We start from the raw sequence: 19,183 nt of genomic DNA, 5'->3' as shown, positions 1-19,183 counted from the left end.
TTCATTCCTGCCTTGGCCCTGTGGCCGTCGATTTCAGCGCTGCTTGTAGACGTCCCGAAGACGCGTGGTGGCGGCGGTGTGGCCGATGTAGTTGCGCACATCCGCATGGATCACCACTTCGTCCACCATCTGTGAGACCGGCATGATCGCCCCGGCCTGTTGGTCGTAGAGGGTCTGGATCTGGGCGTAGATTTCGCGCTGGCGCGCGGGGTCACGCTCGCGCTCGGCTTGCTCGATCAGTTGATTGAGCTGCGGGTTGAAGAACGAGGTACGCCAGCCCTGGAAGTTGCTCAGCTTGGCTTCGGTGCGGTTGTCCGGGTTGTACACCAGGGCACGCAGGCTCGAATGCGGATGACGCTCCGCCCCGCCGCCACCACGACCGACGAGGATGTCGAACTGGCGGTCGCGCATCGCCCCATAGATCTGGTTGCCGGTGCCGGTGATGATCGTCGCCTGGATCCCCGCCTGGGCCAGTGTCGCTTGCAGGCTGGTGGCGATGTTGATGAACGGCGGATCGGTCAGCGAACGGATGGTCACCTTGAAGCCTTCGGCATGTCCGGCCGCCGCCAACAGACGCTTGGCCTCGGCCACGTCCAGGCGATAACCCGGATCGTCCAGGCGTGCCGGCAGCCCCAGTTGCAAGGGCCGCTGATTGATCACACCGTAGTGCGGCATGACCACGTCGTTGATGCCCTGGTAGTCGATCAGCAGGCGGATGGCCTGGCGCACGCGGATGTCCTGGAACAACGGTTGCTGCATGCTCATCGCCACGTAGTACAGCGTGCCGCGGGCGATGCTCTGGATGCGCACCTCATCGACCTTGCCCAGCGCCTTGATGTCGGTGGCGGCCATGCCGCGGGCGACGTCCAGGTCACCGCGCTCGACCATCAGGCGCAGCGCCTGGGACTCGGTCATGTTGCGCATGATCACCCGGCGTAACTTCGCGGGGCCGCGCCAATAGTCGTCATGACGACTCATCAGGATCACATCGTTGGCGCGCCAGATGTCGAGCTTGAACGCGCCGGACCCGGCCGTGTGCGTCGCCAGCCACGCCGCGCCCTGGTCGTCGCCGACCTGATGTTGCAAGGCGACGCTGCGATCGATGATGAAGGCGCTGGGTGACGTCGCCAGGGTGTTGAGCACCAACATCGGGTCGGTGACGCGCGGCAACTCCATGACAAAGGTGTGCGGCCCTTCGGCGCGCATCAGTTTGACGACGTTGTCGGCGGTGAAACCGTAGGCTTTCCAGGTGGACGCCAGGGCGCGGTTGAGGGTGACTACGCGCTGCAACGACCAGGCGACATCTTGCGCGGTCAGTGGCGCACCGGAGTGAAAACGTACGTCTTCGCGCAATTGGAAGGTCAGGCGCATGCGGTCGGGGCTGACGTCCCAGGTTTTCGCCAAGGCCGGAATCAGCGTGTCCGGTTGCGCCGCATCCTGTTCCAGGAGCATGTCATAGACATTGGCGTTGACTTCGGCGACCTCCAGGCCGGTGGCCGCCGCAGGGTCCAGGGACAGCAGGTTGATCATGCTCATGCCCACCACCAATTGGTCGGGGGGCGTTTCGCCTTGGGCCAGGCTGACGGGCACCTGCACTGCGCACAGGGCCACGGTGACACACAGCAGCCTGGTCAGGCGCTTGGGCCAGAGATTCATGGTTCAGTCCTTTCTTATATTTATAAAGACTTGTCGCCCGGGCAGCCATCGGCCTCAGGCGTGGAACAGGATCAATGTCGGGACAGGGTGTTGGCCTCGATATACGCGAAATTGATGTCCTCGCCCAACCCCGGCCGGTCGGACAGGTGCACAAAACCGTCGGCATCCATCGGGTCGACGATGCTGTTGAGGTGCGCCGGGACTTCTTCGTAGTCGAGGAACGGGTGCAGCAGCCCGCGCTCATACCAGCGGCAATTGCTGATAGCACCGACCACCGCCAGGTTCGCCGCACCATTGCCGTGGACTTCACAGTCCATGCCGAACGACTCGGCCAAGTGCGCCACCTTCAGGCACGGCCCGATACCCCCGACCCCGGCCACACCGGCACGCAGGATGTCACAGGATTTCTGGGTCACCCAACTGGCGCGGCTATGGAACTTGCCGGCGATGCTTTCCGGGCCCAGCACTGGAATGTCCAGGTTGGCCGCCAGCCAGGCATAGGACTCTGCCGAGTCTTCCATCATCGGCTCTTCGAACCAGGCGAAGTTCAGTTCCTGTAGGGCCTTGCCGATGGTCAGCGCGTCCATGCGGCTGTACCAGTGGTAGCCGTCGAGCATCAACGCGATGTTGGGCCCGACCGCCTCACGCACCGCGGCGCAGGCCTGGATGTCCATTTGTGGGTTCGGCGCGAAGGAAATCGGTGGCATCCAGGTGTGCAGCTTGATGGCCTTGTAGCCGCGCTGGACCAGCTTCTCGGCGAACTGACCGTACTCGTCCGGCGTCGACAGGCCACCCGGCAGGTCATCGCCGCACATCGTCGAGCCGTACGCCGGTACCTTGTCGCGATAACCGCCAATCAACTTGTGCACGGGCAACTTGAGCGCACGCCCGGCCAAGTCCCACAAGGCTTGTTCCACCAGCGCCAGCGCCCGATCAGTGAACTGCCCGGCACTGCCGCGTTGCCAGTGCGCCAGGTCCTGCCAGATGCTCTCGCGATCCATTGGGTCGCGACCGATCAGCACTTTGCGCACGAAGGATTCGATGATGTGCGGACGAATCAACTCGGGCGGGCCGAAGGCATAGCCCTCGGAGCCATCGTCGCAACCGATTCGCAGCAAAGCCATCTTGATCATGACCTCATCGCCTGGATGGGCATGGCCGGCGCTGTCCTGGGCACGGCGCGAAGGGGTGGAAAAAACTTCGACGTGAACGCCTGTGATTCTCATGGGGAGGAACACCAATGTTGTTATTGTTTATTTGTATGTCGTCATACAACATGACGGATTATTCTGACGTTGCTGGCGGACTGTCAACCCCTACATCGCAATAAAACTTGCGTACACACGAGATTTTTCGCGGAGACGTGATCATTTCCACGGGCGAAATCTTAATAAGTCGTCATACCACGAGACATGAGGTGATACCACTTGCCGCAGACGAGGTAGTGCCTTGAAGGCTGAAGACGTGGGCCAGGAGATGGGCAATTGCAGGAGCGGGCTTGCTCGCGAAGGCGGTCTGTCTGGGCCGGTGATGTTGGCTGTGCCACCGTCTTCGCGAGCAGGCTCGCTCCCACAGGAGATCTCTGGCGGACGCCGAATTTGTGAACAGCCGCAATCAAAAACTGTGGGAGCGAGCCTGCTCGCGAATGCGGTCTGTCTGAGACGGTGATGTTGGATGTGACGCCGTCATCGCGAGCAGGCTCGCTCCCACAGGGGGTCGGTGGTGGACGCAGAATCCACAGCCATGCCCACCCTCGCCCCATGGATTCACCGAGCTTTGGCGTGAGACTGAAAGCCAGTAGCCATCACCGACCCTTTACAGTTTCCCGCCCCAGCACGGTTATTGACTGAAACCTTTCGAAATGAGCCGTTTGGGATGTTTCAGCCCGATACAAGGAGGGCTCTAGCGCAATCTGTCGAGATGTACAGCCAAAGGACGGTTTTCCTGTTAACCGCACTCGACAAGTTGTTTTTCTGCCTAGACTCATCATTGTTCGGCCGTGCGCTGTGTTTTGAATGAGCCCGCACGAAAATACTAAAAACAAGAGGAAAGCCCGTAATGTTCAAACCTATCTGGAAAGCGCTCGCTTGCACATTGGCCCTGAGTGCGATGAGCACGGCCATGGCGGCAGATCCGGTGGTGATCAAGTTCTCCCATGTGGTCGCCGAACAAACACCAAAAGGCCAAGGCGCGCTGCTGTTCAAGAAACTGGTGGAAGAACGGTTGCCAGGCAAAGTGAAGGTCGAGGTCTACCCCAACTCTTCACTGTTCGGCGACGGCAAAGAGATGGAAGCCTTGCTGTTGGGCGATGTACAGATGATCGCGCCGTCGCTGGCCAAGTTCGAGCAATACACCAAGACGGTGCAGTTGTTTGACTTGCCGTTCCTGTTTGATGACATCTCCGCCGTGGACCGTTTCCAGTTGAGCCCTGAAGGCCAGAAACTGCTCAAGTCCATGGAAAGCAAGAACATCACCGGCCTGGCTTATTGGCACAACGGCATGAAGCAGCTGTCGGCGAACAAACCGCTGCGTGAACCCAAGGATGCTCGTGGCCTGAAGTTCCGCGTACAGGCATCGGCGGTACTGGAAGAGCAATTCAAGGCAGTGAACGCCAACCCGCGCAAGATGAGCTTCGCCGAGGTTTACCAAGGTTTGCAGACCGGCGTGGTCAACGGTGCGGAAAACCCGTACTCGAACATCTACAGCCAGAAAATGCATGAAGTGCAAAAGTACATCACCGAGTCCAACCACGGTTTGCTCGACTACATGCTGATCACCAACACCAAGTTCTGGAACGGTCTGCCACCGGACATCCGCACTGAACTGGACAAGATCCTGGTAGAAGTCACGGCCCACGTGAACAAAGAGGCGGCACAACTGAACGAGCACGACAAGCAGCGCATCCTCGACGCCAAGACCACCGAGATCATCACCCTGACGCCAGAAGAACGTGGCGAATGGCGCGACAAGATGAAACCGGTATGGAAGAAGTTCGAAGGCGATATCGGCGCTGACCTGATCAAAGCCGCAGAAGCCTCCAACAAGGCCCAGTGATTGGTTGGCCGGCGCTGTCGCCCTGGCAACGCCGGCCTGTCGTCCCCCACAGGAGAGGTCACGCCATGAACGCCCTTCGGCGCATCTGGGAACACTTCGAGGAAGCTTTCATTGCTTTCCTTTTGGCCGCCATGACGCTTGTAACGTTCGTCTACGTGGTGCTCAACAATCTCTATACCGTTTTCTATAGCCTCGGCGACCAATGGTCAGCCGCGAGCGAGTCGATGTTCGCCATTGGCGACACCGTCATGGGCATGGCCCAGGCTATGACCTGGAGCACGTCACTGACCAAGGCCCTGTTTGGCTGGCTGATCTTTTTTGGGCTGTCGTACGGCGTTCGCACCGCCGGGCACATCGGCGTCGATGCGCTGGTGAAGCTGGCGAGCAAACCGGTCCAGCGCTTGATCGGTGTCATCGCCTGCCTGTGCTGCCTCGCCTATGCCGGGCTGCTGGCGGTGGCGAGTTTCGAATGGATCAACACCTTGATGATTGCCCAGATCGGCGCCGAGGACCTCGGCCATTTCGGCATCATGCAGTGGCATATCGGGTTGATCGTACCGGTGGGGTTCGCGCTGGTGTTCATTCGTTTCGCGGAAATTCTCGTGCGCATCCTGATGAATCGCCAGACCGGCCTGGGCCTGGCCGATGAAGCGGCCGAAGCCATCAAATTGACTGAACACGAGGAAGACAAGCCATGACCATTGCCTTCCTGTTCATTGCACTGTTCGTGCTGATGTTCATCGGCGTGCCCATTGCCATTTCGCTGGGGTTGGCCGGCTCGCTGACCATCATTTTCTTCAGCCCCGACTCGGTGCGTTCCCTGGCGATCAAGCTGTTCGAAACCTCCGAGCACTACACGTTGCTGGCGATTCCGTTCTTCCTGCTGGCCGGTGCGTTCATGACCACCGGCGGCGTGGCGCGACGGTTGATCGATTTTGCCAACGCCTGCGTCGGGCACATCCGCGGCGGCCTGGCGATTGCGGCGGTGCTGGCCTGCATGTTGTTTGCGGCGTTGTCGGGCTCAAGTCCTGCGACGGTGGCGGCGGTCGGTTCCATTGCCATCGCCGGGATGGTGCGCTCGGGTTATCCACAGGCGTTTGGCGCAGGCATCGTGTGTAATGCCGGCACCCTGGGTATCCTGATTCCGCCCTCGATCGTGATGGTGGTGTACGCCGCAGCGACCGAAACCTCGGTGGGCAAGTTGTTCATGGCCGGTGTGATTCCCGGTTTGCTGTTGGGTTTTTTCCTGATGGTGGCGATCTACATCGTCGCGGTGAAGAAAAACCTGCCAGCGATGCCACGGGCGACGCTGAAGGAATGGTTGAGCACGGCACGCCAGGCCATCTGGGGCCTGCTGCTGATGATCATCATTCTCGGCGGGATTTATTCGGGGATGTTCACCCCTACCGAAGCAGCGGCGGTGGCGGCGGTGTATTCGGCGTTCATTGCGTTGTTCGTCTACAAGGACCTGACGTTCCGTGAAACGCCCAAGGTGCTGCTGGAGTCGGCCAAGCTGAGCATCATGCTGATGTTCATCATCGCCAACGCCATGCTCTTCGCCCACGTGCTGACCACCGAGCAACTGCCGCAGCAAATCACCGCATGGGTGATCGATGCCGGGTTGACGCCGGTGACCTTCCTGCTGGTGGTGAACATCGTGCTGCTGATCGCTGGCGCGTTCATGGAGCCTTCGGCGATCATCCTGATCCTGGCGCCGATCCTGTTCCCCATCGCCATGAAGCTGGGCATCGACCCGATCCACCTGGGCATCATCATGGTGGTGAACCTGGAGATCGGCCTGATCACGCCACCGGTGGGGTTGAACCTGTTCGTCACCTCGGCGGTGACCGGCATGTCCCTGCCCGCCACCATCCGCGCGGCCATGCCGTGGTTGATGATCCTGTTGGCGTTCCTGGTGCTGATCACCTATGTGCCGTGGATCTCGCTGGTGCTGCCTAACTGGTTGGGGATGAGTTAAACCCGGCAAACACACACCGTGACGGGCGCAGGACCACTTGCCCGCCACAGAGGGATGGGGCCGCCCTGTCGGCCCTGTGCCTTTGGACACTGAAAGGGACGCCTTGCAATGCTAAAAACTGTATGGAAAGCGCTCGCCTGCACCCTGGCTTTCGGGGCGTGGGGCATGGTCATGGCGGCTGAGCCGATCGTCATCAAATTCTCCCACGTCGTAGGCGAACAAACGCCCAAGGGCCAGGGCGCGTTGATGTTCAAGAAGCTGGCGGAAGAGCGGCTGCCGGGCAAGGTGAAGGTGGAGGTGTACCCCAACTCCACGCTGTATGGCGATGACAAGGAGCTGGAAGCCTTGCTCCTCGGGGAAGTGCAGATCATTGCGCGGTCGCTGGCCAAGTTCGATCAGTACACCAAGTCGGTGCAGTTGTTCGACTTGCCCTTCCTGTTCAACGACATCGCCGCCGTGGACCGTTTTCAGCGCAGCCCCGAGGGCCAGAAGCTGCTCAAGTCCATGGAAAGCAAGAACATCATGGGCCTGGCCTATTGGCACAACGGCATGAAGCATCTGTCGGCCAACAAGCCCCTGCGCCAGCCTGAAGATACCCGTGGCCTGACGTTCCGGATACAGAACTCCGCAGTGCTGGAGGAACAGTTCAAGGCGGTGGACGCCAAAGCCAAACCGATGATTTTCTCGGTGGTGTACCAGGGGCTGCGCACCGGCTTGGTCCACGGCACGGAAAACACCTATTCGAACTTCTACAACCAGAAGCTCAATGAGGTGCAGAAATACGTCACCGAGTCCAACCACGGCATACTCGACTACATGCTGATCACCACATCGGACTTCTGGAACGGCCTGCCGCCGGATATCCGCAGTGAACTGGACAAGATCGTGGTCGAATCCACCGCCCATGCCAACCAGGAAGCGGAGCGCTTCAACCAGCAGGACAAGCAGCATGTGCTGGACGCCAAGACCACCGAGATCGTTACCCTCACACCGGAGGAACGTAATGCCTGGCGCGAAAAAATGAAGCCGGTCTGGGCGAAGTTCGAACAGGAGATCGGGCCGGATCTGATCAAGGCGGCTGAGGCTTCCAACAAGGCCCAATAATGTAACCAGGCCCAACAAGGTCCCACTGGGCCTGTAGGAGCTGCCAAAGGCTGCGATCTTTTGATTTTTCGCTTGAGACTCAAGTGTCTGGGGAAAGATCGCAGCCTCGTTGCACTCGACAGCTCCTACACAGCTCCTACACAGCGTCCGCAGGCTCAGCGGGCGCAAGCTTCCTTGCCAGTCAATCTACCGTCCCCAGCAACCCGGCACATTGCGTTATGATCCCCCGCCTCTCCCTGAACAGAGCTTTTATCCCCGAATGCTGCCGTCCACTCCCGATGTCACCACCCTGCCCCCCGTCCTGGTCGGCCCGCTATTGCGGCGGCTGGAGCCCACGCGACTGGTGATGTGGCTGGTGGGTACGCGAGCATTGGCGTTGACGCTGCGCGTGGCCGGCGTGGGCGATCTGGCGCTGGATGCGTCGCACTGCACCGTGGTGCCGGTGGGGCAGCGGGCGTTTGTGCATCTGATCGATGTGCGGCTCGACACCCCCTTGCCCCAGGACGTGGCGATCGACTACGACCTGCTGGTGGACGGCGCACCCATTGCCGAGTGGGCGCCGCACCTGTTGTATGACGGCGTACCGTGCCCGAATTTCATGTTGCACTCGCGCATCGAGCAACTGGTCCACGGCTCCTGCCGAAAACCCCATTACCCAGCCAACGACGGCCTGCTTTGTGTCGACCGACTGCTGGCGCAAAACCCGACGCAACGCCCGGCATTACTGATGATGAGCGGCGATCAGGTCTATGCCGATGACGTCGCCGGCCCCATGTTGCGGGCGATTCATGCGCTGATCGAACGCTTGGGGCTGTTCGAGGAATGCCTGGACGGTGCCGTGGTGGCGGACAGCGCCAAGCTCTATCAACACCCGGCCAGTTATTACCATCGTGCCGATTTGTTACCGGCACTTGAGAGCAACGAAACCCTGCGCGAGCGTTTTTTCGGCGGGGCCCGCAAGCCGATTTTCACCAGCAGCAGCGCCGACAATCACTTGGTGACCTTCGCCGAGGTCATGGCGATGTACCTGCTGGTGTGGTCACCGGTGCCCTGGACGCTGATCGCGGTGCAGCCGCCCGAACTGACCGTCGAACGGCGCCAACGCTACGACCTGGAACAGCAGCGCATCGATGCGTTCAAGACCGGGCTGAGCGGCGTGGCGCGGGTGTTTGCGCATTTGTCGTGCCTGATGATTTTCGATGACCACGACATTACCGATGACTGGAATTTGTCCGCGCAGTGGGAGGAAACGGCCTACGGTCATCCGTTCTCCAAGCGCATCATCGGCAACGCGTTGATCGCCTACATGCTCTGCCAGGGCTGGGGCAACAACCCGGATGCCTTTGCTGACGTGCTCGCGCAAACCTTGGCCCTGAGCGACACCGCCCGAGACCGCTACCTCGACAGTGAGCCACAGGACAAACTGATCGACACCCTGCTGGCTTTCCAGCGCTGGCATTATGTGCTGCCGAGCACCCCGGCCCTGGTGGTACTCGACACCCGTACCCGGCGCTGGCGCAGCGAGACGACCCTCAAGCAGCCTTCCGGCCTGCTGGATTGGGAAGCCCTGAGCGAATTGCAGCAAGAGTTGCTGGATCACCCGTCGGCGATCATCGTCTCACCGGCGCCGATCTTCGGTGTGAAGCTGATCGAGACTGTGCAGCGGCTGTTCAGTTGGTGCGGTTATCCGCTGCTGGTGGACGCGGAAAACTGGATGGCCCATCGCGGCGCTGCCCAGGTAATCCTGAACATTTTCCGCCATTCGCGTACGCCGGGTAATTACGTGGTGCTGTCCGGGGATGTGCATTATTCCTTCGTTTACGAAGTATTGATCCCACACCGCAAGGGCGGCCCGCGCATCTGGCAGATCACCAGCAGCGGCATCAAGAATGAGTTTCCCCCTGCGCTGCTGGAATGGTTCGACCGCCTGAACCGCTGGCTCTACTCGCCGCGCTCGCCCCTGAACTGGTTCACCAAGCGCCGCAGCATGCGCATCGTCCCCCACACCCCGGAACACGCCGAGGCCGGTGAGCGGCTGTGGAACAGCGCGGGCATTGGCCAGGTGTTCTTCAATGAACAGGGCCAGCCTGCGCAGATATTCCAGCACAACGCCAACGGCCAACCGCCGACGCGGATGCTGCCGCCCAAATCCCCACCAGCCTGAAAACAGTGTGGGAGCGGGCTTGCTCGCGAAAGCGGTGTATCAGTCGCCAAATAAGTTGCCTGACACTCCGCTTTCGCGAGCAAGCCCGCTCCCACAAAGGATAGAGGCGTGAAATAGGCTCAGAACGCCAATTGCAGGCTCTGCTGACCTTCAAGGCTGAGCAGCAACTGTTTCGCCGCCAGGCCGCCAGCGAAGCCGGTGAGGCTGCCGGAGCTGCCGATGACGCGGTGGCACGGGGCGATGATCGAGATGGGGTTGCGGCCATTGGCGGCGCCGACCGCCCGGACCGCTGTCGGTTGGCCGATCTGGACGGCGATGTCGCGGTAGCTGCGGGTTTCTCCGAAGGGGATGGTCAACAGGGCGTGCCAGACCCGTATCTGGAAATCAGTGCCCGCGAAATCCAGCTCCAGCTCGAAACGACGGCGCTGGCCGGCGAAGTATTCCAGCAACTGACGCTCGGTTTCCTTGAGGAGCGGATGCTGGGTGTCCTCCTCCAAAGGCCCCAGGCGCACCCGATTGAGCCGCTCGTTTTCCCAAAGGATGGCCGCCAGCCGTGTCTTCCGGGCAACGAGGATCAGTTGGCCGACGGGGGATTGGATGGTTTTGTACAGAGGCAACATCGAGGGATTCCTTTACTGGCTCAGACTGCTTTTTGTGGCGAGGGGATTTATCCCCGCTGGGCTGCGCAGCAGCCCCCAATAATCAGCCTGACACACCTTAGTGTCAGGTTTCAGGGGCGCTTCGCACCCCAGCGGGGATAAATCCCCTCGCCACAAAAAGCGCCTCGACACAAGTGAGCCCCGCTCAGCCCAACAACCCCAGCGCCTTCGCCCGCGCCACCGCTTGGGTGCGGCGCTCGACGCCGAGTTTGCTGTTGATGTGGCTGGCGTGGGTCTTGACGGTGTGCAGCGAGATAAACAATTGCTCGCTGATCTCCTGGTTCGAGCAGCCTTGGGCAATCAACTGCAACACCGCCCGTTCGCGACTGCTGAGGGTTTCGACGGGCGCCGTTGGGTCGGCAGGCTGGGCTACCGTCGAGGGCAGGCGTTCGAGCAGATGTTCACGCAAGGTGCTGGGTGGTGCGTGCAGAAGCTGTTCGCGCAACCATTCACGGTGCTCACCAAACAACCATTCGAAAGGCTGCAAAACCCCGCCGCTGGCGGCTTCGAAAGCCTGGGCCAGGGTGCGACGGGCTTCGGGCTCGCGCCCGACACTCAGCAGCAAGGCGACTTTCTGGTTGAGCGCCATCACGCTGAGCATCTGCCGGCCGCTTTGCTGACCGTGTTCCAGCAAGGCATTGAGCCGACCTTCGGCGAGCATCGGTTGACCCCGGATGGATTCCAGCACCGCCTGTTGCAGTTCGACATGCAGTGGCAGTTGCGGGTGAAACTCGGGCGGCGCGGCGGCCCGTTCGCCGGTGTAGGTCTGGCCCAAGCGGGCCAGCCAGGCTTCGGCCAGGTCGGTGCGGCCCTGGGCCAGCCAGAGTTCGCATTTAACCAGGGTGATCATCGCCAGGTAGTAGATCGGCGGAACGTCCCAGATGTGCATCAGGCGTTCGGCTTCCGCCAGTTCGGCGAACGCCCGGGCGAATTCGCCGCGATAGCCTTCGACACGCGCGATCACGCAATGGCCGATCAGCACGCTGATGTCGCGGCAGGCGCGGGCCTCGGTGAGGCCCGCCTGCAACCGCGCGACGCCGGCCTGGGGCTGCATGCGCAAGGTCAGCAGGAAACCTTCGTACATGATCAACCGCGCCCGCACCGCATAAAGCCGCTGGGGCGACAGCGTGTGCAACCGTTGCAGGCCCTGGTGCACTTCATCCAGCGCCCGCAGGATCTCACCCCGCGCCTGCAGAACCCGGGCACGATCGTAATGGGCCAGGGCCTCGAACAGTGGATTGCCGACCCGCTGCGCCAGCTCCAGGGAGTCACGGTTCAGGTTCCGGGCGCGCCACAGGTCGCCGTCGGCAATCGCCAGGTTAGACAACGTGGACAGGCACATCAGGCGCTGGCCGTAGCGCTTTTGCGGCAGGCTCTCCAAAGCTTCGCTGCAATACCGCACGGTGGCCTCGCGATCCCCCCGACCACGGGCGACGATCCCGCTCAGGGCCAGCCATTGGGCGAGCATGGATTTTTGCGCGGTGGCCGAGGGGGCCGGCAGGAAACGACTCAAGTGCGCCGCCAGCTCTTCGGCAGCGTCCAGCTGGCAGGCCAGCCCCAACGCCCAGCTGTAGAGCACGATCAGCCGCGGGGTACTGATGAGCAGACTGTCGGGCAAGTCCATTTTCCAGCGCAGCAACATGCCGACGTTCTGCTCGGCCAGCAGTTGCTCCTCCGAGAGGTTCTGCACCAGATTCGCCGCCACGTCCAGGTGCCCCGCCCGCAGGGCCTGTTCCACGGCTTCGTCGATCAGCCCCTGGGCGTTGAACCAGCGACAGGCCCGCAGGTGCAGGGTCGCGGCCGGGACCATGGCCGGCGCGCTGGGGCGACTGCGCAACAGGTCGGAAAACAGGTGGTGGTAGCGGTACCAATGGCCGTGCTCGTCCAGCGGCACCAGGAACACCTGGTGGGCCGCCAGGTAACGCAGGATCTCGGCGCTGTCATGGGCTTCGCGCACGGCGTCGCACAGTTCGCTGCAAAAGCGTTCCTGGGGGGCCGTGTCGTAGAGGAACGCCTGCACCTCGGCGGGCAGGCAGTCGATGACTTCTTCGAGCAGGTAATCGCGAATCAGCCCTTCGCCGCCGTGCAGGGCCTGGGGCAGCAGGCCTTCGGTACCGGCTTCGGAGGCGGCCAGCAACCAGAAACGCAGCCCGGCCACCCAACCTTCGCTGCGCAGGATGAGGTTTTCCAGCGCCTCACCGCGCAACGAACTGCTGTGATGCTGGAGCAGGGTCAAGGCTTCGTCATGGGTCAGGCGCAGGTCCTGCTCATTGAGTTCGAGCAATTGCCGCGACAGGCGCAAGCGCGCCAGATGCCAGTCCGGGCGCTGGCGGCTGGTGACGAGTACCAGCAACCCGTCGGGCAGGTGATTGAGGAAAAATTGCAGGCAGCGATCCAGCACCGGGCTTTGGGCCAGGTGGTAATCGTCAAGGACCAGCAGCAAGGGTGCGCGAGGCGATAAGTGCGTGGACAGTTCGTCCAGCAGGCCGTCGAGCCATTCTTCGAAGGCAAAGGGTTGATGGCGCTGGCGCATTTTCAGCAGCCCCAGTGCCCTGCCGCCCAATTGCGGGAAAAACGCCTGGAGCCCTTCGAGCAGCCGTTCCAGGAAGCGCCCCGGATCGTTGTCCCGGGCGCTGAGCCCCAGCCACAGGCTTTGCCAATGGGCCGGCAGGCTCTGGCAGAACTCCACCGCCAGGGAGCTTTTACCGAACCCCGCCGGGGCACTGACCAACAGCAACCTGCCCCCAAGCCCGGCGCTCAAACGCTCGCACAACCGCGGCCGCACAACATGGCCGTCGGGCAAGGGCGGGCGGTAGAAACGCCCGTCCTGTACCGCGATGGCAGCGCGGGCAGAATCCGGAAGTGAAGACAAATCAGTCATGGCCGGCTCTTGTTGGAATGCGGGTGGCGGCGTTGCAGATGTCCGCAGACTAGCGGTAAACGAGGAGGTATTGAAGGGAGTGCTACAAATGGCTACAAAAAGACTACACGCCGATGGCCCTTGAAGGCGCCGCTTTTGTGGCGAGGGGATTTATCCCCGCTGGGTTGCGGAGCAACCCCTCAGCCATCTACTTCGGAGCATCAGTCGGATTGTCTTCAAGCTTTTTGGGGCTGCTTCGCAGCCCAGCGGGGATAAATCCCCTCGCCACAGGGGTTTTGTGTTGGTCAAAAAAAAGCCCCGAACCAGTCGGGGCGTTTCTTCGAGGATGCGGCCTCGGGTAAAGCAGTTTAGCGGATGCCTTCCTGACGCAGTGCGTTCGGGGTGAAATCGGCGGTGGTGGCGGTGAAGCCGAAGTCGTAGGCCGATTTCTCTTCGTTCTTCATGCCCAGTGCCAGGTAGCGGCCGGACTGCAGGTCGTAGAGAGTTTCCAGGGCATACCACGGCACTTGCTTGTCGTAGTAGTTCTCGGCATGGGCCTCGGCCACGCGCCACAGTTGGCCACGGCCATCGTAGTGGTCGATCACTGCGGCTTGCCAGGTGTCTTCGTCGATGTAGAAGTCACGCTTGGCGTAGATATGGCGTTGGCCTTCCTTCAGGGTCGCGGTCACATGCCAGACACGACGCAGCTCGTAGCGGGCCAGATCCTGGTTGATGTGGCCGGCCTTGATGATGTCGGCGTACTTGAGTTGCGGCGAATCGATCTTGTAGCTGTTGGAGGCGATATACAGCTCTTTCTTGCCTTCCAGCTTCCAGTCGTAGCGGTCCGGCGCACCGTTGTACATGTCCAGGTTGTCGGAAGTACGCAGGCCATCGGCAGCGGTACCCGGGCCGTCATAGGACACTTGCGGGGCACGGCGCACACGGCGCTGGCCGGCGTTGTAGACCCACGCCGAACGCGGTTCCTTCACCTGGTCGAGGGTTTCGTGCACCAGCAGCACGCCACCGGCCAGTCGCGCTGGAGCGGTCACTTGCTGCTTGAAGTAGAACAGGATGTTGCCAGGGTTGGCCGGATCGAAATCCTTCATCTTGTCGCGGAACACGAACTGGTCGCGGAAATACACCAGGCTGTACGAACCGTTTGGCTGCGGGGTGGCCTGGGTGACCAGGCGCGTCACGCTGCCGCCGCGATAGCGGGTGATGTGGTTCCAGATGACTTCCACGCCGCTCTGGGGAATCGGGAACGGCACGGCCGTCTCGAAGTTCTCCAGGCCGTTGCCGCCGGAGACCAACTTGGTGTTGACCGCGTTTTTCTTGATGGAGGCGAACACCTCGTCCGGCACGGTGGCACCGCGATGGGTCGGATAGACCGGCATCTTGAAGGTTTCCGGGTAGCGCTTGAACATCGCGTATTGGCCCGGGGCGAGTTTGGCTTTGTACTGCTCGACGTTCTGCGCGGTGATGGTGAACAGCGGTTTTTCGCTCGGGAATGGGTCGGCAAGGAAGCCCTTGCTGTCCACGGCACCGGCGTTCTTGGCCATGGGTTTCCAGGCCGAGATGGAGCCGTCGGCATTGCCAGCCATTTCGGCGCCCATCGGCGTCAGGCTCTTGCCCAGTTTGTCGGCCTCGGCGGCAGGCACCGCCGCCATGACACTGGCCGCCAACAGGGACAGCCCCAAAGCACCGACCTGCAACAGATTCTTTGTTATTTTCATAGTGTGTCGTCCTGAAATACGGTGCTTAGAAGGTCACGCCGACGCTGAGCGCCAGGAAGTCGCGATCATCCACGGTGCTGAAGTCGCCACCAAAGAAGTTGGTGTAGGCCAGGCTGGCGTTGTAGGTGTTCTGGTACTCGGCATCCAGCCCGAGGCTGACGGCTTTGCGGCCTTCTTCGAAGTTGCCGCCAGGGCCTGGCGAGTAGCCTTTGACGTCATGGGACCAGGCCACGTTAGGCTTGAGGTTCACACCGGCGAAGACGTCCGGGTATTCCCAGATCGCGCGAGCGCGGTAGCCCCAGGAAGTGGAGGTAGTGAAGCCGTCGTTGTTGCAGTTGCTGTTCACGTCGTTGATGGTCTGGCCGCCGCCTGCGGCGGTAGAGCCGTTGAGCCTGTTACAGGCTCCGCCGGGCAGTTGACCCGGACCAAAGACAGGGTCACGACCGTAGCGAACGTCCGACTTGCTTTCCAAGCCTCCAACATGAGTCACGCCGACTTCACCTACCAGTGTGAGGCGACTGGCGCCCATGACCTGATCCAGGAAGTGAGTGAAGGTGGTCTGGAACTGAGTGATTTCCTTGCGGCGATAACCATGCAGATCCTGGCCTGGCACACCCGGGAGCAGCGAAGCATTGCCCAACGTAGTACCACCGAGCGGGCGAACGCCGGCGAACAGGATATCGGTGGTGCTCAATTGCACCGGTGCATTTGGGCGATAGCTCAATTCACCGCTCCACGCCGTACCGGTAGGCAGTGTGGTGGAAAAGCTCAGACCGTAGAGTCGAATGTCTTCCGGGTATTCAACAAAATAGTTGGAGTTGCCCGCTACGATCAGCGGTGCCAATTGACCAAAGCCAGGCGCGATGTCGTAGACCGATTGAGGGGCTCCGGTGGCACTGAAGATCGGCGCACGGCTGTGGTAGTTCATGAAGTAGGCACCGAACTCAGTGTCCAGCGGTTCGAACATGTACTTCAACGATGCGCCCCACTGGCCGCTGTCGCGGGCATCGCGGTCCGGGCCACGACGTACCAGCACGCCTTCTTCGTTGATATCGACACCTCGCGCCGCCAGGGCCGGCAAGAATGCGCCAGGAATAGTGGAACGTTTATTCAACACCCGCAGATTATCCGTACAGCCATCGGCAATAACATCCGGCTGGGAGAAGAACGTACCGCAGTTATCGACAACCGTCTGGTCCCACTCCAGTTGATAGAACGCTTCAGCCGACAAATTATCGGTCAGGCTCTGGGACACATAGAACATGTTGACCGGGATCAAGCCTTCCTTGACCTCGGCACCCGGGCGACGGAATGCGGACACGTCGACGGGGTTGATGGAGTTGATGCCGCCCTGGATGAAGGTACTTTCACCCCAGCTGACCACCTGCTTGCCCAGGCGAACCGAGCCCGGCTGATCGGCAATGGCGTAGTTGTGGTAGACGAATGCATCGAGAATCTGCCCGCCGGAGGACTGGGCGCCTTCCTTGCGATTGTTATCGCTGATGTCCTTGTACAGGCGGCTTTCGTCCTTGAGTTCAAAGTCGTACCAGTACTTGCCGCGCACAAACACGCCGGTATCGCCGTACTTCAGTTCCAGGTCGTGGATGCCCTTGAAGATCTTCGAGAAGGTTTCCCCTCGCTTGAAGTTCAAGTGCCCGTCATCGGAGGTCTGCGACAAGCCCTTGCCGCCATTGTTGACACCGATCAGGTCCTTGTTGGCATTGGCCGTGGACCAGCTCGCCCCCACCGACAGGGACGAGTCGAACTGGCCTTCGATTTCACCGATGTTGAAGCTGACGCCGAATGCCGGGCCGGCGAGCGAGGAGGCAAGACTGACGGCCAGAGGCAGTTTTGCCCGGCGCCAGAAAGTGTTTGCTGAGGTCATCGACGCAACTCCATGTGTTTTATTGTTATGGCAGTGGACATTTCCAGAAACTCTTCGCCGTGCTGGCACGTACGTCCCATTCCGAAAATCCCATGAGCGGACTATAGCCAGCAGGTAGTACGGCTTGATCCCTCTAAAGTGTGATTTGCAGCCCTCAACCACTCTGGAACAGTCCTTTCGCCAGACCGACAGATGCCGGCACGGCAAGGATGGCTGAAATTTTCGGTTTGACAAGGCAAGCGCTTGCTTGGTGGGGCTGCCGTGCCCTTTCGGGCACGGCAAAAAGGCCTAAAGCGTGGACAGGAAGGTGCTGTTGTTGCTCTGCCATTCGGTGATGTCGACGCGGATGCGCTTCTTGTCGAGCTTGCCGACGCTGGTCTTGGGAATTTCCGTAACAAGGGCGATCTGGCTCGGGATCGCCCACTTGCTCAAGTGCCCCAGCTCGACGAACGGCTTGAGGTGTTCCTTGAGTTCGCGAGCCCCGAGCTGATGCCCTTCGCGAATCACCAGCAAGGCAAACGGCCGCTCGCCCCACTGCGGATCGGGAATGCCGACCACTGCTACTTCGCGTACCGCCACGTGACGGCTGATGAGGTCTTCCAGGTCCAGGGAAGAGATCCATTCGCCACCGGTCTTGATCACATCCTTGATGCGGTCACGGATGTCGATGAAGCCCATGTTATCGAGCGTGGCGACGTCACCGGTGTGCAGCCAGCCGCCAGCCCAGAGCTCGGCGCCCTTCTGCGGCTCGTTGAAATAGCCCTCGGTGAGCCACGGCGCGCGCAGTACCAGTTCGCCCTGGGTCTCGCCGTCGGCCGGCAGGAAACGTCCCTCGGTGTCAACGATTGCCGCCTCCACCAGTGGGCCCGGCACGCCGGCCTTGATCCGGTATGTGGTGCGTTCGTCTTCGCTACCGGCCATCAGTTCATCGTTGAGGTGGGCGCAGGACACCAGCGGGCCGGTTTCCGACATGCCATAGGCGGCAGTGAGCTGGATGCCCCGGGCCTTGGCCGCTTCGTACAGGCTGCGGTTCAGGGCGCTGCCGCCGATGACGATTTTCCAGCCGCCGAAATCGGTGCCCTGGGTGCCCTTGGCGTTGAGGACCATTTGCAGGATGGTTGGCACACAATGGGAAAAGGTGACCTTTTCCTTGCGCCACAGCTGGACCAGGAATTCGGGATCGTAGCGACCCGGGTAAACCTGCTTGAGCCCGAGCATGGTCGCGACATAGGGCAGGCCCCAGGCGTGGACATGGAACATCGGCGTGATGGGCATGTACACGTCGTTGGTGCCCAGCAGCCGCACGCTGTCGATGGACCCCATGATGGTCGCCACGCCCATGGTGTGCAGCACCAGTTGCCGATGGGTGAAGTACACGCCCTTGGGGTTGCCCGTGGTGCCAGTGGTATAGAACGTGGTGGCGACGGAGTTTTCGTCGAAATCCTGGAAGTCGTAGGTGGGGGCGGCGGCGGCCAGCAGTTGCTCGTATTCACCCACCAGGTTCGGCAGGTCGGCGGTTTTTTCCGGCAGGTCGGTCAGCAGCAGGGTCTTGTCCACCGTGGTCAGGTGCCCGGCAATCGCCTGGTACAAGCCGACGAACTCACTGTTGACCAGCACGAAGCGGTCCTCGGCGTGGTTCATGGTGTAGAGGATCTGTTCCGGTGACAGGCGCACATTGATGGTGTGGATCACCGCACCGATCATCGGGATCGCGAACATGCATTCCAGGTAGCGATGGCTGTCCCAGTCCATCACCGCCACGGTATCACCGGCCTTGACCCCCGCCTCGGTCAACACATTGGCCAGGCGCGCGACCCGCTCTATCAGCGTCGGATAGCTGTAGCGCAACTGGTCACGGTAGATGATCTCGCGGGTTTTCTCGTAACGCGTGCCGGACATCAGCAGCCGCTTGATCAGCAGCGGGTATTGATAAGCGCCTTCGGCTGGAGGAATAACGCGAGTCTGCAACATAAGAGTCCCTTTTCTGACTGCACGGTCTTGGCTGGAAGTTAGCACTCTAGAGCGCTTATACACCGATCAAATCAGCCAAAGGAATGATTTGATCGGCGCGCCAATACTAGCCTTGAGCC

At 61.1% G+C, this 19,183-nt stretch carries 12 protein-coding genes; 5 read left to right on the top strand and 7 right to left on the bottom strand.

The genetic code is table 11. From position 1 onward, the window contains the following. Window positions 1–33: 33 nt before the first annotated feature. Window positions 34–1,656 carry an ABC transporter substrate-binding protein gene (locus CFII68_RS00985; RefSeq protein ID WP_018614067.1) on the bottom strand — a complete coding sequence of 541 codons (1,623 nt, stop codon included), beginning with the start codon at window positions 1,654–1,656 and terminating at the stop codon, window positions 34–36. A 71-nt stretch (window positions 1,657–1,727) separates the two neighbouring features. Next, entirely contained in the window at window positions 1,728–2,882 is a 1,155-nt protein-coding gene (locus CFII68_RS00990; RefSeq protein ID WP_018614064.1) for a mandelate racemase family protein, read from the bottom strand. Between the two features lie 832 nt (window positions 2,883–3,714). Between CFII68_RS00990 and dctP the strand changes: the two genes are divergently transcribed. From dctP to CFII68_RS01015, 5 genes are all read left to right on the top strand, one after another. Next, window positions 3,715–4,710: a C4-dicarboxylate TRAP substrate-binding protein DctP gene (dctP, locus tag CFII68_RS00995; RefSeq protein ID WP_014336661.1), complete on the top strand. Its 996-nt coding sequence runs from the start codon at window positions 3,715–3,717 to the stop codon at window positions 4,708–4,710. 65 nt (window positions 4,711–4,775) lie between these two features. Continuing rightward, window positions 4,776–5,408 carry a TRAP transporter small permease gene (locus CFII68_RS01000; protein WP_018614059.1) on the top strand — a complete coding sequence of 211 codons (633 nt, stop codon included), beginning with the start codon at window positions 4,776–4,778 and terminating at the stop codon, window positions 5,406–5,408. Continuing rightward, complete coding sequence (gene dctM, locus CFII68_RS01005) at window positions 5,405–6,688, top strand: C4-dicarboxylate TRAP transporter large permease protein DctM (RefSeq protein WP_018614057.1); 1,284 nt, start codon at window positions 5,405–5,407, stop codon at window positions 6,686–6,688. Before CFII68_RS01000 ends, dctM begins: the two co-directional genes overlap by 4 nt. Before the next feature lie 108 nt (window positions 6,689–6,796). Next, window positions 6,797–7,792: a TRAP transporter substrate-binding protein gene (locus CFII68_RS01010; RefSeq protein WP_018614054.1), complete on the top strand. Its 996-nt coding sequence runs from the start codon at window positions 6,797–6,799 to the stop codon at window positions 7,790–7,792. A 259-nt stretch (window positions 7,793–8,051) separates the two neighbouring features. Beyond that, window positions 8,052–9,956 (top strand): alkaline phosphatase D family protein, encoded by a 1,905-nt coding sequence (locus CFII68_RS01015; protein WP_018614052.1) that lies wholly within the window; start codon window positions 8,052–8,054, stop codon window positions 9,954–9,956. A gap of 119 nt (window positions 9,957–10,075) precedes the next feature. On the opposite strand, the gene CFII68_RS01020 is transcribed toward CFII68_RS01015, so the two are convergent. The 5 genes from CFII68_RS01020 to CFII68_RS01040 form a co-directional block, all read right to left on the bottom strand. Further along, entirely contained in the window at window positions 10,076–10,576 is a 501-nt protein-coding gene (locus tag CFII68_RS01020; RefSeq protein WP_018614050.1) for a methylated-DNA--[protein]-cysteine S-methyltransferase, read from the bottom strand. Between the two features lie 184 nt (window positions 10,577–10,760). Beyond that, a complete protein-coding gene (locus tag CFII68_RS01025; protein WP_018614048.1) occupies window positions 10,761–13,496 on the bottom strand; it encodes a LuxR C-terminal-related transcriptional regulator in 2,736 nt (911 codons plus the stop codon). A 347-nt stretch (window positions 13,497–13,843) separates the two neighbouring features. Next, window positions 13,844–15,208 (bottom strand): DUF1329 domain-containing protein, encoded by a 1,365-nt coding sequence (locus CFII68_RS01030; RefSeq protein ID WP_018614046.1) that lies wholly within the window; start codon window positions 15,206–15,208, stop codon window positions 13,844–13,846. A 25-nt stretch (window positions 15,209–15,233) separates the two neighbouring features. Beyond that, window positions 15,234–17,093, bottom strand: coding sequence for a DUF1302 domain-containing protein (locus CFII68_RS01035; RefSeq protein ID WP_018614045.1), 1,860 nt, complete (start codon window positions 17,091–17,093; stop codon window positions 15,234–15,236). A gap of 288 nt (window positions 17,094–17,381) precedes the next feature. Next, on the bottom strand, window positions 17,382–19,064 hold the full coding sequence (locus CFII68_RS01040; RefSeq protein ID WP_018614043.1) for a fatty acid--CoA ligase: 1,683 nt from the start codon (window positions 19,062–19,064) through the stop codon (window positions 17,382–17,384). Window positions 19,065–19,183 lie beyond the last annotated feature (119 nt).

The organism is Pseudomonas sp. CFII68 (genome assembly GCF_000416195.1).
GTDB classification, from domain to species: domain Bacteria; phylum Pseudomonadota; class Gammaproteobacteria; order Pseudomonadales; family Pseudomonadaceae; genus Aquipseudomonas; species Aquipseudomonas kilonensis.
This window is presented reverse-complemented; position numbering and strand designations above follow the sequence as displayed.

Excerpts from the sequence above, each read along its gene's own strand:
- CFII68_RS00985 (WP_018614067.1), bottom strand. The coding sequence starts at position 1,656 with ATGAATCTCTGGCCCAAGCGCCTGACCAGGCTGCTGTGTGTCACCGTG.
- CFII68_RS00990 (WP_018614064.1), bottom strand. The coding sequence starts at position 2,882 with ATGAGAATCACAGGCGTTCACGTCGAAGTTTTTTCCACCCCTTCGCGC.
- dctP (WP_014336661.1), top strand. The coding sequence starts at position 3,715 with ATGTTCAAACCTATCTGGAAAGCGCTCGCTTGCACATTGGCCCTGAGT.
- CFII68_RS01000 (WP_018614059.1), top strand. The coding sequence starts at position 4,776 with ATGAACGCCCTTCGGCGCATCTGGGAACACTTCGAGGAAGCTTTCATT.
- dctM (WP_018614057.1), top strand. The coding sequence starts at position 5,405 with ATGACCATTGCCTTCCTGTTCATTGCACTGTTCGTGCTGATGTTCATC.
- CFII68_RS01010 (WP_018614054.1), top strand. The coding sequence starts at position 6,797 with ATGCTAAAAACTGTATGGAAAGCGCTCGCCTGCACCCTGGCTTTCGGG.
- CFII68_RS01015 (WP_018614052.1), top strand. The coding sequence starts at position 8,052 with ATGCTGCCGTCCACTCCCGATGTCACCACCCTGCCCCCCGTCCTGGTC.
- CFII68_RS01020 (WP_018614050.1), bottom strand. The coding sequence starts at position 10,576 with ATGTTGCCTCTGTACAAAACCATCCAATCCCCCGTCGGCCAACTGATC.
- CFII68_RS01025 (WP_018614048.1), bottom strand. The coding sequence starts at position 13,496 with ATGACTGATTTGTCTTCACTTCCGGATTCTGCCCGCGCTGCCATCGCG.
- CFII68_RS01030 (WP_018614046.1), bottom strand. The coding sequence starts at position 15,208 with ATGAAAATAACAAAGAATCTGTTGCAGGTCGGTGCTTTGGGGCTGTCC.
- CFII68_RS01035 (WP_018614045.1), bottom strand. The coding sequence starts at position 17,093 with ATGACCTCAGCAAACACTTTCTGGCGCCGGGCAAAACTGCCTCTGGCC.
- CFII68_RS01040 (WP_018614043.1), bottom strand. The coding sequence starts at position 19,064 with ATGTTGCAGACTCGCGTTATTCCTCCAGCCGAAGGCGCTTATCAATAC.